Source organism: Peribacillus sp. FSL K6-1552 (assembly GCF_038005205.1).
In the GTDB taxonomy this organism is placed as follows: Bacteria; Bacillota; Bacilli; order Bacillales; family DSM-1321; genus Peribacillus; species Peribacillus butanolivorans.
The window spans coordinates 378240-394974 of sequence record NZ_JBBOST010000001.1; the positions used below are offsets into that span (position 1 = coordinate 378240).

The window sequence follows — 16735 nt, forward strand, 5'->3', positions numbered from 1 at the left end:
TTTTATGAGTTTATTATGGATTTATTTTAAGGATACATACCAACCCTATACAATCAAGGATATTCATACTGGTCCAATCACAATTGGACCATCACATCAGGACACGATTACCGTTTACTCTATTCCTTTCGACCAAGGCCATATTGAGCTGAGGAAACATGAAGAGCTTGATGAATATGAGGTTTATAGAGGAGACAAAAAGATTGGGGATGTAAAGCCGTTCCAGTCCTTTACTTTCCATGAGGGTTTAGAAGCAGTTGAGATATTCTACGTGGCAGGGGAATTGGAAGAAAGCCTCTATTATATTGGCAATTCGAAAGAAATTTCTTTATCAGCCAAAGCGGGAGCGACTATCCGTAAAGAAGAATTGGATTCTGAAAATGCCTTTTCCATTGTCCTTCGCCAAGGGCAGTGGCTGCTCATACCAAATGATGGACGTCTTTTTCTGAATGGCGAAAAAGTAAATAAAACGGTTGCTATTCAAAATGGCGATTTGATTTGCTGGCCAAATATGGTGCTGAGGTTACTTGAAGGCGACTTATTGATGATTAATAGTGCGGATAGTTATGAAACATCCTTATCTAAAATATTGCAACCAATCTCCGAAATGAAGAAAAGCTATCCACAGTATCGACGGACACCAAGGATGATCTATGAATTGCCGGATGAGAAAGTGACGATATCATTTCCAAGCCAAGAATCGGAAGATAATAATCGAGGGTTATGGCTAATTCTTATGCCTCCGTTAATGATGCTGATTGTCATGGGAGTCATCACACTCATTCAGCCACGGGGAATTTTCATCATCATATCGATTGTGATGTTCACAACAACTTTAGTTACCTCGACGGTGCAATATTTTAAAGACAAAAAGAAGCAAAAGTTAAGAGTTGAAAAACGTCAACGTGTGTATACACGCTATCTGGAGCAAAAGAGAGAAGAGCTACAAGAGCTTTCTGCACAGCAAAAGAAAGTGCTGCTCTATCATTACCCTTCTTTTGAAAAAATGAAGCGTCTAACCGATAACATTAGCGGCCGAATTTGGGAGCGGACATTAGAAAGTGAAGACTCTCTCCACTTTAAGATTGGGACGGCGACGATACCATCAAGTTATGAGGTGGCGGTAAATAGCAACGATATGTCAAATCGGGATATAGATGATTTACTTGAGCAGTCTCAGGAACTTGTGGATATTTACAAAAACCTGGATGCCCTTCCGTTAACCATCGATTTATCAAGCGGCTCTATGGGCCTAGTCGGAAAGGAATCCATTGTCAAACGGGAGCTGCAACAGCTGATTGGCCAACTGGCTTTCTTTCACAGCTATCATGATGTTCGATTTGTGGCGATTTTCCCGGAACAGGATTACCGAGAATGGGAATGGATGAAATGGCTCCCTCATTTTCAACTGCCACATGCATATGCCAAAGGCTTTATTTATAATGAGCAATCACGTGACCAGCTTTTGTCTTCGATTTATCAGCTTCTTAGGGAAAGAGATTTGGACGAGAACAAAGGGAAAGTAAGGTTTACTCCTCATTTTGTTTTTATTGTCACGGATCGAACTTTAATTGCTGAGCATGTCATTCTAGAATATTTAGAAGGTAAAACAGACCATTTAGGTATTTCAACGATTTTTGCTGCGGATGCAAAAGAGAGTTTGACAGAGAATGTCCATACGCTTGTGAAGTATATAAATGATCGTGACGGTGAGATTCTCATTCAGCAAACGAAGGCTGTTCATACTCCTTTTACCCTCGATAAGCATACAAAAGAAGGAAATGAACGTTATGCCCGCTTGCTTAGGTCGCTTGATCATCAAAAAGGCATGAACAATTCGATTCCAGAAATGGTATCATTCCTAGAATTGCTGAAAGCGCGTGAGGTGGGAGAGTTGCCTATCAGTCAAAACTGGCTGACCAATCAATCCTCCAAGTCTTTGGCGGTGCCTATTGGATTAAAAGGGAAAACTGATAGGGTCGAATTGAACTTACATGAAAAGGCGCACGGGCCTCATGGTTTGGTAGCTGGGACAACGGGTTCAGGGAAAAGTGAATTACTGCAGACCTATATCCTTTCGTTGGCCGTTCACTATCATCCCCATGAAGTTGCGTTCTTGCTTATTGACTATAAAGGTGGGGGGATGGCACAGCCCTTTAAGCAGATTCCTCATTTACTTGGGGTTATTACAAATATTGAAGGAAGCAAAAACTTCAGTGCCCGGGCGCTTGCCTCTATCAATAGCGAGTTGAAGAAACGCCAGCGCCTGTTTGATCGGTACGAGGTCAATCATATCAACGATTACACGGATTTATATAAAGAAGGGAAAGCAGATGAGCCGCTGCCACATTTATTTTTAATATCAGATGAGTTTGCCGAACTAAAAAACGAAGAACCTGATTTCATCCGTGAATTAGTTAGTACGGCACGAATTGGACGGAGCTTAGGTGTTCACTTAATTTTGGCCACCCAAAAGCCGGGTGGTGTCATTGATAACCAGATTTGGAGTAATGCCCGTTTTAAAATTTCCTTAAAGGTGCAGGATGCCAATGATAGTAAGGAAATTTTAAAAAATAGCGATGCAGCAAATATTACCGTCACCGGTCGGGGATATTTGCAGGTAGGAAATAATGAGGTGTACGAACTGTTTCAGTCAGCTTGGAGCGGAGCCCCTTATTTAGAGGATACCGTTGGATCTGAGGATGAAGTGGCTCTCGTCACAGATCTTGGCCTTGTTCAAATCTCAAATGTAGCAGAACACATTACTAATAAGAGGAAAGAAAAGATTAGTGAAATTGAAGCCGTTGCGGATGAAATTGTGAAGACGCAGGAAGAAATGAAGATTGAGAAGTTGGCAAGTCCGTGGCTTCCGCCGCTAATGGAGCGCCTATCGAGAAATGACGAAAGAAGCCTGACGAAAAATCAGTTCCATCTAGGGATGAAAGATGAGCCTGAATTGCAGAGTCAGACAAATTACATCTATAACTGGATTGAGGATGGAAATATCGGGATTTTTGGCTCTTCCGGATACGGAAAGTCAACCACTATTTTGACGCTTCTCTTTAGTTTTGCAGATCAGTTCACCCCTGAAGAACTTCATTATTACATTTTTGATTTTGGAAACAGTGCTTTACTCCCGCTGCGACAGTTGCCTCATACAGGAGATTACTTCCGGTTTGATGAGATGAGGAAAACTGAAAAATTCATGTTATTTATGAAGGCGGAAATGGAAAGAAGGAAACAGCTTTTTTCAGAAAGAGAGCTTAGTAATATAAACCTTTATAACACGTTAACAGAGGAAAAATTGCCGATTATTTATATCATAGTTGACAATTTTGACTTAGTGAAGGATGAAATGCATGATCAGGAAGCGCAATTCATTCAGTTTGCGCGTGATGGACAATCACTTGGGATTTTCATGATTTTGACTGCGACGAGAATCAATGCCATTCGCCAACCATTAATGAACAGTTTAAAAACGAAGATCGTCCATTATTTAATGGACAGTTCTGAACAATATTCAGTCTTGGGTAGAACACCTTATGAAAATGAGCCAGTACCGGGGCGGGCGTTAGTAAAAAAAGACAAAATATATTTGATGCAGGTCTATTTACCAGCCGACGGCGATGATGATATAGCCGTTTTGGAAGAAATGAAACATGTCGTGGCTAAGCATAGGGATAAATACAAGGAACTAGAAAAGCCACCGGCTATTCCAATGCTGCCAACACGTCTAGATTTGGCCAGCTTCAAGGCATACTACCCACAAGTAATACAGAAGGATTCCATTCCAATTGGGCTTTCAGAGGAAAGCGTTACGCCTGTTTGTGTGGATTTGCATTCGAATCCATTCCTGCTAGTCATCGGACAGTCGCGTAAAGGGAAAACAAATGTCCTTAAAGTACTCTTAGAATCCTTGCTGACTCAGTCTGTTGGGGAAATTGGTTTATTTGACGGAGTTGATCGTGGTCTATCTCCATATGCTGTCAAGGAGAAGGTACGTTATGTGGAGACAAAAGATCAAATAACTGATTGGCTCGATCATATCAATGAAATCTTTGAGGATCGTGAATGCCAATATCTAGAAGCTTTGGAGCGGAAACCGATGAAACAGCTTGAATTCCCATCTATTATTTTTGTCATAGATAGCATTTCAAGGATTCAACAAACGATTGACAGCAGAATCCAGGACCGGTTGAGTGGTTTGATGAAACAGTACAGCCATCTCGGCTTTTGTATGATTGTGGCTGGCAACGCCAACGACTTCACCAAGGGGTATGATTCGTTGACGACCGAATTGAAACAAATCAGACAGGCTGTCTTGCTTCTGAAAAAATCAGAGCAAAGCTTGTATACGCTCTCCTATTCTAGAAAAGAAGATGAAATTCAGCCTGGTTACGGTTACTTTGTGCTGAATGGAAGGGAAAGTAAAGTTCAAATTCCACTAAGTGAATAAAGAAGGAGTGTGCAAGACAGTGTCTGAAAAAATAAGACCGATGCTATTAATCGGTAAAATATTGATAATTTTGGCTCTACCAATCCTGTTTTTCTCTTATATTGGACAAAGTCCAATGAAAAAAACAGAAACGGCTTCTCGTGAAATAGCTATTGTCAATGAAGATGATGGTACGGAGTATAACAAAAATCCAATTTATGTCGGTTCAGAGCTTGTGACTACCTTGGACAAGGATTCAGAATATGATTGGTATGTGGTCAACAGAAGTACAGCGGAGAGCGGCCTTGCAAATAAAAAATATGATGCCGTTATTTATTTTCCTTCCGATTTTTCAAAGAATATTTACACGTTCGATGATGAACAGCCAGTCAAAGCTGGTATTAAGTATAAAGTCCAAGTGAGCTTGAATGCGGAAAATATGGAAAAAGTGCAAAAGGAATTAGAGAAGACAAAGAACAAAATGAATAAACATATATCCACACAGTATTGGAGCTATGTTTCCCAATCGGTCGAGGACATCCGCAAGAAGTTCGATAATGTCCTTGCGAAAGAAATTACTTTTCAAAACACGATGTACGAATTTTATACCCCAAGCTCGGAAAGCCTTGCTGGGGAAATTAAACAACATAAGGATATGCTTGAAGGAGTTTTTTCCCAAACCAAGGATGCTGGGAAAACGACTAATGAAACATTAGGTGAAATAGGAAACACAAAAGCTCAAATGGCTTCCTTCTTGGAGGATGTTGTTTCATTTGAGGAATATCAAAAAGCTCAGAGTAATCTTTTTATGCAGGCATCCACCCAAAATCAACAACTTATAAAAGAGAGTATTCAAGCGTATGATACGGCGATGAATGAGGGAGCCCAGACGGTACCAGAGATTCAGAAGGGGATGAATACGAAATACAGTCTAAATGACCAAGGCATTAATGAGAATGTTGAGGTTATGCAAGAGAAACTTAAGACTAGTAATGATGAATTGGAAGAGTTTTCTACCAATGTGAAAGACAAACAAGTAGAACAAATCACGAAAATTACAGGAGATCAACAAAGCTCAATTGAACAATTTAAACAATCAGAAGAAGCGGGCCTCGATACCCTTCAGGCTACCTTGTTAGAGCAACGCAGAAATCTTGCAAGTAGCTCTGGTGATGGTGGTGTTATTGGAGAAGGTACTACCCCGATAGAAGATATTGAAACGGAAACGGGAAAAGGTGAATCAGATGCTGCTCCTTCAAAGAAGGAACCAATCGATGAACTCTCGCTTCAGGGATTGCTAAACCAAATTAATAGCATTAACACCGCACTTGAAAGTTTGGTGCCGGCAGAGGGGAGTGAAGGGGCTTCAGAACAAATCAGCATTCTTACAGCAGACCTCCAAGCTGAAATCGACAGTCTTAGCGGAACAGTGAACAGCAGAACGGGAAATTATAATCAAGTCGTAACGGAGTTTAATCAACTGGTAGATTCATATAATAATTTGTTAGTACAGTTTACACAATTACAGGATGATTATAATAAACTGGGCACGAATTATAAGGATTTAGGTGACCAATGGCAAAAATCACAGGAGGATATCCAAAAGTTACAAAACATCCAGAGTATGACCATCGACGAGACCATTACTGAAATTAACAATCTGGAACAGGCCCTACTTGAAAAAGTAGGAGGAGAAAGACGGGCGGTGTTAGTGAAATTCTTTAATGATTCTATCACGAACCGTGATTCAGCAGCCCTACTCGCCTATTATGGTTCACTTTCATCTTATACTGAACTGGCAGAAAGAGTTACGGAAGCGAATTTAGATGAAGTATTTGCTGCCAATATAAAAGAATTAGAGAACTTAAAAGAAGGCGTTTCTGGAAACATCGATGAAGAAGCGAAACTTGTTAAAGCTAGTTTAGCAGGAGTTAATGAAAACTTTGGGATGTTCTCTGACTCCATTTTAGGTTATATAGATGAATATGATGCAAACGTCGAGTCTGGGCAGGAAGCTACATTAGCTGAATTGGCGGCCATTACAGAGAGGGCTCAAGAAGTGTCTGCTAATTTGACAGGAAATATTGAGGTTCCCGAAATAGAGGATGAACCTACAGGAAGCCTTAATGGTGAAATGTTTGTATCACTTCAAGACAATACGGCAACAACTGTCGGCTTCATTTCCGAACTTGTCAATTCTGTAGCAGAACGGCAAGACACTGTTGTGAATGATACAGCTGACCTGCAGACGAAAGTAGGGTCGGTTCAGGAAAGAGCGGACCAACTTAATAATAATTGGTCCAAAAATGTAGAATCAACGGAAAAAATTAAGACGGATGTATATAGTGTCTTAAATAACACGCTCGTTGATGATCAGCAGAACGGGTATGTATATGAATATTTAGCGAATCCTGTTCAAATCAGCGGGGAAGTACTTCAAAAGGAAGAGGTTAAGATTCCACCAATCGTCATGTTGGTAATCATACTTATTTCGGGATTATTAATCGGTTTCTTCCTGCATCATTATGCAACAATTCCGATGATGGTGCATGCGGCGTTGTTTACTTTATTGAATCTGATAGTTGGCTTGATTATCAGCATGTATGGTTTGAAGATATATCCGCTTGGTGATATACAGGCGATAAAATGGACCGTTTTCACTGTCCTGCTTTTATTCTTCTGTTCAGCGTTTACTCGACTAGCCTTCTCCATTGGGCCGTTTGTAGGTGCTATCCTTGTAATTGGTTTGATCAGTTTCTTTACCATCCCATTACTAGATTTGATCATGCCTAATTTCAATGTGGACCATCCGGTGGCGGATGTATATATGTCTATTCAATTCGATAGTCAGTTGGCCTTTCTACCAGCTGTTGTTATCTTGAGCGTACTCACGCTTATCGGGTCAATCATTCCATATTTAATGAAACGTTTTACAGAAAGAAGAGCAATGGCCCATGAAGCGGAATAAATATTTATTTCTAGCCTTGTTTATTTTGTTCTTTAGCCAGCCAACAAATGGGCATGCAGAAGAGGAACCCATAGTGGAGCCGAATGAGTATCATGAAAAGAATATTGATATTCAAACGGAGTATTTTCATGAGGAAGAATTACTGAAACAGAAACAGAGGCTGCCGGAAGAACAAAAGGATCTTACTTTTGAAAGAGGGAAATATGATGTTTTAGACACGACGAAGGACTCTCTGTTCCTTTCTCCTGTATCGGAGAACAATAATTCGATTGCTTCGAAAGCAGAACAACTGGGATTATTTTCAGAAGTGAACATTCGAACGAGGAGCAATGAAGGAACAGAGTCTTCCGTTAATTTTGATTTGCCGCTTTTGCTCGGTATCGTTTTAGCACTAGCAGTTATTTGTTTGTTTTTTATACTTATCCCGAAAATGGGGAAGCTGAATGAAGAAGTGAAACGAAAATAAAAATGGCCCGATTCCTGAATAAAGTCAGAATCGGGCTTTTTTTTGTTACATATCTAGAAAGGTTTTAAGAATTCCTAAAAGAAGGGCGACTGCTAAGACCCATATAAAGAATTTTTTATACATGATCATTACCTCGAATTTTTTATGATTAGATTGCATTCATCTTAGCATAAAGATGAAAGAAGAGTAGGTGGTTCGTTATTTGCAAAGGAGACCTTAAAAGAGAAATATAAGGGATTAGCGATGGAGGGCAGCTGCTCCAGGAGAGTGTGTGGTTGTAGCGAAGGAGAATTCAGAGAAGCAGGGCAGAAAAAGGAAAGGATGCTCCAAGAACTTTGGAACATCCTTCTTTCGCATTATTTAAATAAGTCTGGATAAACGGTCTTTGCTGCGAGCTCTACAGCTTCACCAATCCTTGGCCCAGGACGTGACATAATATTTTCATCAAGTAGATAGACTTGATCATTTTTCACAGCGTTGATATCTTCCCAGCCTTTACGGGATTTAATTTCATCAACAGCATCATCTGCATAGGTAGCAGTTGTAATGATAGCATTAGGGTTTCGTTTGACAATTTCCTCATCTGAAACTTTAACCCAGCCTTTTTGATCGGCAAAGATGTTTTCAATGCCTGCAGTTACTAGAATTTCTTGTTGGAAGGTTTCCGATCCTGTTGTATAGATTTCTGGAGCTGGACTAATTTCAAAATAGGTTTGTTCCTTTTCATCTAATGTTTCAATTTTTTCCTCAACACTTGTAATTTGGTTTTGGATATCTTTCACCAATTCTTCGCCTTTTTCAGTTACGCCCATGACTTCAGCGATTTGCCCAATATCCCCATATACATCATCAAAATTTGTCGCGGATTTTATAATGAATACTGGGATTCCAGCATCTTCAAGTGGTTTCATCGTCGTTTCATCACCAATGGTATAAGCAATAATGGCATCTGGTTTTAAGGAAATAATTTTCTCTGCATTGATATTCACCGAATCGGAAACATGTTCAATATCCTTTGCTTCCTCTGGATAATTATCGAAGTCGGTCACGCCAACGACCTTATCTCCCAGCCCTAGTTCAAATAAAATTTCTGTATTACTTGGTTGAAGTGAAACTACTGTTTCCGGAATTTTATCAAATTTTATTTTCTTTCCTGTATCATCGGTAACGGTATAGCCTTTGACTTCTTCTGTCTTGTTAGTATCTTTCTTTTCCTTTGTCGTCTGGTCATCCGTTACTCCACATCCGGTAAGGAAAAAGGCAAGCATCAGGATGGAAATCCAACTAAATCGTACGATTCTCTTCATTATTTATTCCTCCGTTTTCTTCTTCATGGGTTTGGTTGGGTATGATTTGCTGATAAAAGGAATCTCTTCTATACCATGTTGCTTATTGACGTAGACAGCCATCACGAATAGAACATTTGCAAGCAAATGGGCGTAATCAAAGAGAATTCCAGGGATTTCCCTTTCTAAACTAACCTTGTGTAAAGCACGGACTGACTTTTTGGCTTCACTACGGCAAGTATGCAGAACACAGGCGGCGGTTGAACCTTGCGGAAGCACAAATGTCTCAATATGCTCTTTAACTTCTGCGACATAATGGTCGTAGATTGCACTTAGACGTTTCAGATCATTGTCGGTAATGGCCAATTTCCCACGGACTGAACCATTTAAATGATAAGCCATCGGCAACAATTCCATTAAATCTCGGTATACATCCGGAACATCCTTTGTAAGCGAGGCGGCCAAGCCAATTTGTGTCGTCAAAGAGTCGGTACGTATTTCATAATCGACGGTAGACACGGATTCGCGCATGTATGGATAGCATAAAAAACGAAAATCCTTCTTTGCCATAACTCTTCCTCCTCTTCATAGTTAGATGAATCACCTCAGTATCGCTGTTCTCAGCAAAAGAAAAAGCCGACCAAGGGCATTGGTCGGCATCAATCACCTATGTATCTGTAACAGAAAAAGATGGAAGACTGCCGTACAATCCTCCTATCTTCCGAAGAGCATAATACGATAAAAAAGGCAGGTCTCCTGGCTCGTGCGTCATTTTACTCTAAGAACCTTCCCATTTGAACAGGATGAATGGTTATCGATGTGAATCTTTATCCTCAAACAGTGGTATTTATCTTATTTCATTAGCACTTACAGTTGCGGAAACAGCTTCGGTTTTACACCAAATTCCCTATTAAGCTGACAAGTCAGCACCTTTTTCTGCAAGGTTTATATTCACTTAGCAACAGTTTACCATACCTTTTTCCTAAAGCAGTATGAATATTTTTAGAGAAATTCGTTTATGGTTTGCGAATTATCTAGTAAACTTACAATGTAAGGTTTAATTGGATGTTAATGTAAAATACATATCGAGTATAAAGAATATATAATAGGTGTTATATAAGAGTAATAGGGTAATCTTAGGAGGTAGAGTATGCTTTATAAGCAGGTAAATCAAAAACTGGAAAAGATTTTAGGGAATATTGAAAAAGTGATTATTGGAAAACGAGATATAGCAGAACTGAGCATCGTGGCACTTCTTTCTGGGGGGCATGTTTTATTGGAGGATGTTCCTGGTGTAGGTAAGACTGTCATGGTCAGAGCACTGGCAAGATCGATAGGCGCAAACTTTAAGCGTATACAATTCACACCTGATTTACTACCTTCAGATGTAACGGGTGTTTCAATTTTCAATCCAAAGGAACAAGAATTTATTTTTAGACCAGGACCAATCATGGGCCATATTATTTTAGCCGATGAGATAAACCGGACCTCGCCGAAAACACAATCTGCCTTGCTTGAAGCAATGGAAGAGGCAAGTGTGACGGTTGATGGGGTTACAAGGGGATTGGAGAAACCCTTTTTCGTTATGGCAACACAAAATCCCATTGAGTACGAAGGAACATACCCACTTCCAGAGGCGCAATTGGATCGTTTTCTATTAAAAATGAAAATGGGCTATCCGGGTGTGGACGAAGAAATTGAGGTTTTGCACCGAGCTCAATATGCCGCACCACTTGAAGAGTTAGAATCTGTTATTACTTTAGAGGAATTAATAGCTTTACAGGAAGAGGCTAAAGCAGTGATAGTGGATGACACGATAAAGCGGTATATTGTTAATTTGGCTAATCGATCTCGTACGCATGAGAGAGTATATTTAGGGGTGAGTCCACGTGGATCGATTGCATTGATGAAGGCGGCCCAAGCCTATGCACTTTTGCAGGGCAGAGATTATGTTCTACCGGATGATGTGCAATATTTAGTACCGTTCGTGTTTGCCCACAGACTTATCCTGAAGCCAGAAGCGAATTATGAGGGAGTGGATGCTGGCATGGTGATTCACGAGATTGTTGCGACGATTCAAGTGCCTGTGAAGAGAGCTGTGACCTAATGCGGAACTTGATCAGCATCTTAAAGGAAAACATGAGTGTGATTGGCTTGTTATTACTTATAGCGATTTCCTTTTCTTTTGCGATGTTTCAAGGCGGTTTTGTCAGTTGGTTTATTTTTTATACATTTTTGCCGTTCGCTGTGTACTCTACGATTCTACTTTTTTATCCGATTAATAACATTATCGTTGAGAGAAAGGTCAGTAAAAGAGAATGCCGAGCAGGCGATTCTGTAGAAATAGCTTTAACTGTTACCCGTAAAAACAGGCTGCCTCTTTTATATTTGATGGTAGAGGAAGAGTTGCCGAAGGAATTGGAAAATAGGGGGATGCAAAGAAAAACACTTGTCTTTCCGGGTTTCAGGCATACATTCAGTATGACATATACTTTGGACAAGTTGCCACGGGGTGAGCATACATTTCAAACAATCCGTTTCAGGACAGGAGACTTTTTTGGCGTCTTTGAAAGGGAAGCGACATATAGTTCACCTTTAAAAATCACTGTTTTCCCTTCATATCATGAGCTTGCCTACAGAGATCTTGAGCGTGTATTCAATCAGGGACAAGTGGGATCAACAAAAAAAACACAGCGAGACCAATCAGTAGTATCTGGAGTTAGAGAGTATCAGCCAGGTGATCAGTTATCCTGGATTAACTGGAAGGCAACGGCTAGAACAAGTGAAATCATGACAAAGGAATTTGAAGTTCAGAAAAACCGTGATGTGTTTATCATACTTGATAATCAGGAATCGCTTTTCTTCGAAGAAGCAATTGTAATGACGGCTTCCTTTGTACATGCCATGTTAAAAAAAGGCATAGAGATTGGTTTCGCTAGTACGGGATCGAGGCAAATCTTACCGACTGGAGGAGGCAATAACCAGAAACGAAAGATTTTTTACCGCCTTGCTAAAGAAAAACCGAGTAGGATAACCACTTGGAACGGGATCATAAGGAAGGAAATTCTGCCGGCCAACACAGCTGTGATTTTCATTGTCTCGGAATTAACATTAGAAAAGGTAGAAGTATTGAGTGCATTCCGCGCTAATCAAGGATTAACGTTGTTTTGTGTGAAAAACCCAGCAGACTTTACAGATGAGGAAAAAAAATCAAGAGCCGCAGCAGTATCACGGGGAATAAAGGTTTGCTTTCTTGAACAGGGGTATCTGCAACACGACAGACGAGAGGTGATGATGAAATGAATGTTTCAACCCCCTTGTTGGAAAAGTGGATGCATGTTCTTCTGTATACCTTTGGTCTGTTGTTGATCACAGAATGGTTAAGGCCTGTTGAGAAACTCACGGATACAGGGAATATTGTTGTTTTTGTTCTGTTTGTGATTTTTTCCCTACTACTGCATTATTTCCACTTCCATTGGCTAATCCGCTGTGCCCTCTTAAGTGTTTATATAATGATTTCAGTACAGTTTCTTCATTCGAAAACCGCTTTATTTGAATTTTCATGGTTTAAAGGCTATCTGCTTGATTTCACAGCCAATCTATCAAATATATACGATGGCAAATGGGAGTTACTTTCAAATCCATTTCGAACTTTTCTATTTTTCTTGCTTCTTTGGCTTGTGACATATTTGATTCATTACTGGGTGATGGTGAAGCAAAGTATCTTTTTCTTTTTTATGTTAACGGTGATTTTTATATCGATACTTGATACATATACTCCCTATGATGGTGATAAGGCAATGATAAGAATCATCATTATTGGTTTTGCAATGCTCGGTCTGCTGGCCTTGATGCGTCTGTCCATTCAGGAGCAGCTTAGGTTTTCAAGGGCTCCTATCAAGAAATGGATCTTGATACTAACGGGGATGATTGTGATAAGTGTCCTTTTCGGTTTTGGTGCCCCTAAGTTCTCTCCACAATGGCCGGATCCAGTTCCGTATATTACTTCTTATTCAGATAAAGTGATGAAAGAAGATAGTAGTTCCACAGACAAAAGGGTGGGGTATGATGAAGATGATTCGGAACTTGGCGGATCGATAGAGCCAGATAGTTCTATTGTCTTCTATAACAATGCTCCTGCAGGTCATTACTGGAAAGTGGAGAACAAAGATGTCTATACTGGAAAAGGATGGGTTTCTTTAGAGGGAATAGACTTTTTTACTTTTTCTAACGGCCAGGAAATGACTTCGTTAAATACTTACGATATTCCAGAGGTAGTAAAAGCAGATGAAATGTCAGTGAAAGTATCCATGATGGAATTGTATTCTCATATTCTTCATCCGCAGTCCGGTTATTTAAAAAAGGTCGAGGGTAAAAAAGGAAAAGAGTTCAAGTTTTATAAGGATATGGACAAAATCATTTCCGAAAAGGAAGACGGCGAAAGCCTTCTATTGAAAGAATATGAAATGACCTATGATATGCCGAGGTTTGATATGGCTGAGCTAAGGAAGGTCACAGAGCCGGATGAAACGATGGGTGTCTTAATGGATAAAAATACTCAGCTTCCAGAGGGCTTACCTAATCGAATATATGAATTGGCATCGCAGCTTACAATTAATGAAACAAATTGGTACGATAAAGCGAAAGCCATTGAAAATTATTTTGATGGTCCTGATTTTGTTTATTCAAAGGATGATATTGCGTATCCAGAGGCAAATCAAGATTATGTCGATCAATTTTTATTCGAGACCCAGATTGGATATTGCGACAACTATTCAACCGCAATGGTCGTCTTACTACGTGCCGCCAATATACCTGCTAGGTGGGTAAAGGGTTATACTGAAGGTGAAAAATCAATTTATAAGGGTGAATCCGTTTATAAGGTAACGAATAATAATGCTCATTCCTGGGTAGAAGTTTATTTCTCTGGAATTGGCTGGGTTCCCTTTGAACCAACAAAGGGATTCACTGGAGAAGTTGAATTTTACAATTCGGACTTGAAACAGGATGATATAAAGAATTCGGAGACGGACACTCCAGCTAATGCAGAGCAGAAAAAGATGGAGACTAGTGAACGTCATGATACCCCTGATAAGGATACTCAAGCATCTAGAGACAGGTTTGTGGGAAGCCAGGAAGGAATCTTGAAATGGACTTCTATCACTCTCATAAGTTTGCTGATGCTTGTGACAATTGGTTATTTCTCTAGAAGGAAGTGGATTCCGCACCTGCAGATTCTCCGCTATAAAAAGAAATCTGGCTCTCATTTTACGACGGCCTATCTATTATTATTGAAACAATTAAAACGTGCTGGTTTAGCACGTCCGGAAGGGCAAACATTAAGGGAGTACGCCGCATATGTGGATGCAGTGTACGGTACAGATGAGATGCAGAAGTTGACAGCTCGTTACGAGTTAATAATTTACCGTGGAGACGTTGAAAATGGCGAATGGGAGCACTTACAAATCGGTTGGGAAAGCTTAATGAAAAAAACTAGCTCTTGACCAGCTTTTTATTATATTGATACAATAACTTAAACTAATATATCCTTCATATATCCTCGATAATATGGATCGAAAGTTTCTACCGAATCACCGTAAATGATTTGACTATGAAGGCGGATTTTAACAGGAAAGCTGAAAATCTGCCTTCGTCTGTACTTTTTGTGTATTTTTGAGGGTGGATTTTTAGTTTTTCTTTTTTTATGATAATATTTTTTATAAGAAACTATCACTCGATTTTTTGGGTGAATTACATTGATAGAGGTGACGTTTGTGCCGGGGAAAACAGAATTGCAAAAAAACCAGGAAATGATCGTAGTACTTGATTTCGGAAGCCAATATAACCAATTGATTACTCGTCGTATTCGTGAATTTGGTGTGTACAGTGAGCTTCATCCTCATACAATTACAGCAGAAGAAATTCTAAAAATGAATCCAACTGGGATTATTTTTTCAGGCGGTCCGAACAGTGTGTATGATGCATCTGCATTTGGCTGCGATGAGCGCATTTTCGAATTAGGTCTGCCGATTTTCGGTATTTGTTATGGTATGCAGCTAATGACGAAACATTTTGGCGGAAAAGTGGAGCCAGCTAAAAACCGTGAATACGGAAAAGCAACACTTGCCATTCAAAATGATTCTAAGTTATTCGGCGATCTGCCAAAAGAACAAATTGTCTGGATGAGCCATGGTGATTTAGTTGTCGAAACGCCTGAAGGTTTCACCATCGATGGAACGAACCCATCTTGCCCGATCTCAGCTATGAGTGATGAGTCACGTAAGTTGTATGCAGTACAATTCCATCCAGAAGTACGTCATTCTGTATACGGAAATGATATTTTGAAAAACTTCGTATTTGGCGTTTGTGGTTGCAAAGGCGACTGGTCCATGGAAAACTTCATTGAAGTCGAAATGGAAAAAATCCGTCAAACGGTCGGAGATAAAAAAGTACTATGCGCTTTGAGCGGCGGAGTGGATTCATCCGTTGTTGCTGTATTGATCCATAAGGCAATTGGCGATCAGTTAACATGTATTTTCGTTGATCATGGATTACTGCGTAAAGGGGAAGCCGAAGGTGTAATGGAAACATTCAGTAAAGGCTTTAATATGAACGTAATTAAGGTCGATGCATCAGAGCGTTTCCTTTCGAAACTTGCTGGCGTTTCCGATCCGGAACAAAAACGGAAAATTATCGGTAATGAGTTCATCTACGTATTCGATGATGAAGCAACGAAGCTTGAAGGTATTGATTTCCTTGCACAAGGAACACTTTACACAGACATTATTGAAAGTGGTACGGCTACTGCACAAACAATTAAATCGCATCATAATGTTGGCGGTCTGCCGGAAGATATGCAATTTAAACTGATTGAGCCATTGAATACTCTATTCAAGGATGAAGTGCGTGCACTTGGAAGTGAAATGGGGATTCCAGATGAAATCGTTTGGCGTCAGCCGTTCCCTGGACCAGGTTTAGGTATTCGTGTATTAGGGGAAATATCGGATGAAAAACTTGAAATCGTTCGTGAATCTGATCATATCTTACGTGAAGAAATTAAAAATAATGGTTTGGAACGTGAAATCTGGCAGTACTTCACGGTGCTTCCTAATATCCGTAGTGTAGGGGTAATGGGCGATGCTCGTACGTATGATTACACAATTGGTATTCGTGCGGTTACATCCATTGACGGAATGACTTCAGATTGGGCTAGAATTCCATGGGATGTACTTGAAATCATCTCAACAAGAATCGTTAATGAAGTAAACCACGTAAACCGCGTCGTGTATGACATTACGTCTAAGCCACCTGCAACAATTGAGTGGGAATAGAATAAAAACATCTGATCAGTGAAGGGTTTAACCTTCACTGATTTTTTTATTTAAGTTAAGTTGCTCTATTTATCCAGTTTTAGCATGATTCGTTTATTAAAATAGGTTTCCTAGACTAGTGAAAAAGGGGAAGGATAGGTTGAATGCTTACATTTTACGTATGTTTATGGGTGTAAAATCATGATATTTAGGACCAAAAGCGAACATTGTCTAAAATTACATATAAAATATTCGTTTAAGATATTGACG

The 16735-nt window shown here is 39.8% G+C and carries 9 protein-coding genes and 2 riboswitches; of the genes, 7 read left to right on the forward strand and 2 right to left on the reverse strand.

All coding sequences use genetic code 11. The features are described 5' to 3' along the window. Nucleotides 1-4: 4 nt before the first annotated feature. The 3 genes from essC to essA are packed head-to-tail and all read left to right on the forward strand — an operon-like array spanning nt 5 to nt 7869. On the forward strand, nt 5-4456 hold the full coding sequence (gene essC / locus NST21_RS01865) for a type VII secretion protein EssC (protein ID WP_340887431.1): 4452 nt from the start codon (nt 5-7) through the stop codon (nt 4454-4456). A 19-nt stretch (nt 4457-4475) separates the two neighbouring features. Beyond that, nucleotides 4476-7403 carry a type VII secretion protein EsaA gene (gene esaA, locus NST21_RS01870; RefSeq protein WP_340887433.1) on the forward strand — a complete coding sequence of 976 codons (2928 nt, stop codon included), beginning with the start codon at nt 4476-4478 and terminating at the stop codon, nt 7401-7403. Continuing rightward, the gene (gene essA / locus NST21_RS01875; RefSeq protein WP_340887434.1) at nt 7390-7869 is read left to right on the forward strand and encodes a type VII secretion protein EssA; all 480 of its coding nucleotides are present in this window, start codon (nt 7390-7392) and stop codon (nt 7867-7869) included. Before esaA ends, essA begins: the two co-directional genes overlap by 14 nt. Nucleotides 7870-8225: 356 nt before the next feature. Here essA and NST21_RS01880 read toward each other — a convergent pair whose 3' ends face one another. Together NST21_RS01880 and NST21_RS01885 are read right to left on the reverse strand one after the other, a co-directional pair. Then, nucleotides 8226-9176 (reverse strand): ABC transporter substrate-binding protein, encoded by a 951-nt coding sequence (locus NST21_RS01880; protein WP_340887435.1) that lies wholly within the window; start codon nt 9174-9176, stop codon nt 8226-8228. A 3-nt stretch (nt 9177-9179) separates the two neighbouring features. Further along, nucleotides 9180-9725 (reverse strand): hypothetical protein, encoded by a 546-nt coding sequence (locus NST21_RS01885; protein WP_340887437.1) that lies wholly within the window; start codon nt 9723-9725, stop codon nt 9180-9182. Between the two features lie 159 nt (nt 9726-9884). Then, nucleotides 9885-10104, reverse strand: a riboswitch (cobalamin riboswitch). A gap of 201 nt (nt 10105-10305) precedes the next feature. Between NST21_RS01885 and NST21_RS01890 the strand changes: the two genes are divergently transcribed. The 4 genes from NST21_RS01890 to guaA all read left to right on the forward strand — a co-directional run bounded on the left by NST21_RS01890 (nt 10306) and on the right by guaA (nt 16486). Further along, nucleotides 10306-11262: an AAA family ATPase gene (locus NST21_RS01890; RefSeq protein ID WP_340887438.1), complete on the forward strand. Its 957-nt coding sequence runs from the start codon at nt 10306-10308 to the stop codon at nt 11260-11262. Beyond that, nucleotides 11262-12458, forward strand: coding sequence for a DUF58 domain-containing protein (locus NST21_RS01895; RefSeq protein ID WP_340887439.1), 1197 nt, complete (start codon nt 11262-11264; stop codon nt 12456-12458). The genes NST21_RS01890 and NST21_RS01895 overlap by 1 nt, the downstream gene beginning before the upstream one ends. Beyond that, nucleotides 12455-14659 (forward strand): DUF4129 domain-containing transglutaminase family protein, encoded by a 2205-nt coding sequence (locus NST21_RS01900; protein ID WP_340887441.1) that lies wholly within the window; start codon nt 12455-12457, stop codon nt 14657-14659. The genes NST21_RS01895 and NST21_RS01900 overlap by 4 nt, the downstream gene beginning before the upstream one ends. 26 nt (nt 14660-14685) lie before the next feature. Continuing rightward, nucleotides 14686-14787: riboswitch (purine riboswitch) on the forward strand. A gap of 178 nt (nt 14788-14965) precedes the next feature. Beyond that, complete coding sequence (guaA, locus tag NST21_RS01905) at nt 14966-16486, forward strand: glutamine-hydrolyzing GMP synthase (RefSeq protein WP_340892440.1); 1521 nt, start codon at nt 14966-14968, stop codon at nt 16484-16486. Nucleotides 16487-16735 lie beyond the last annotated feature (249 nt).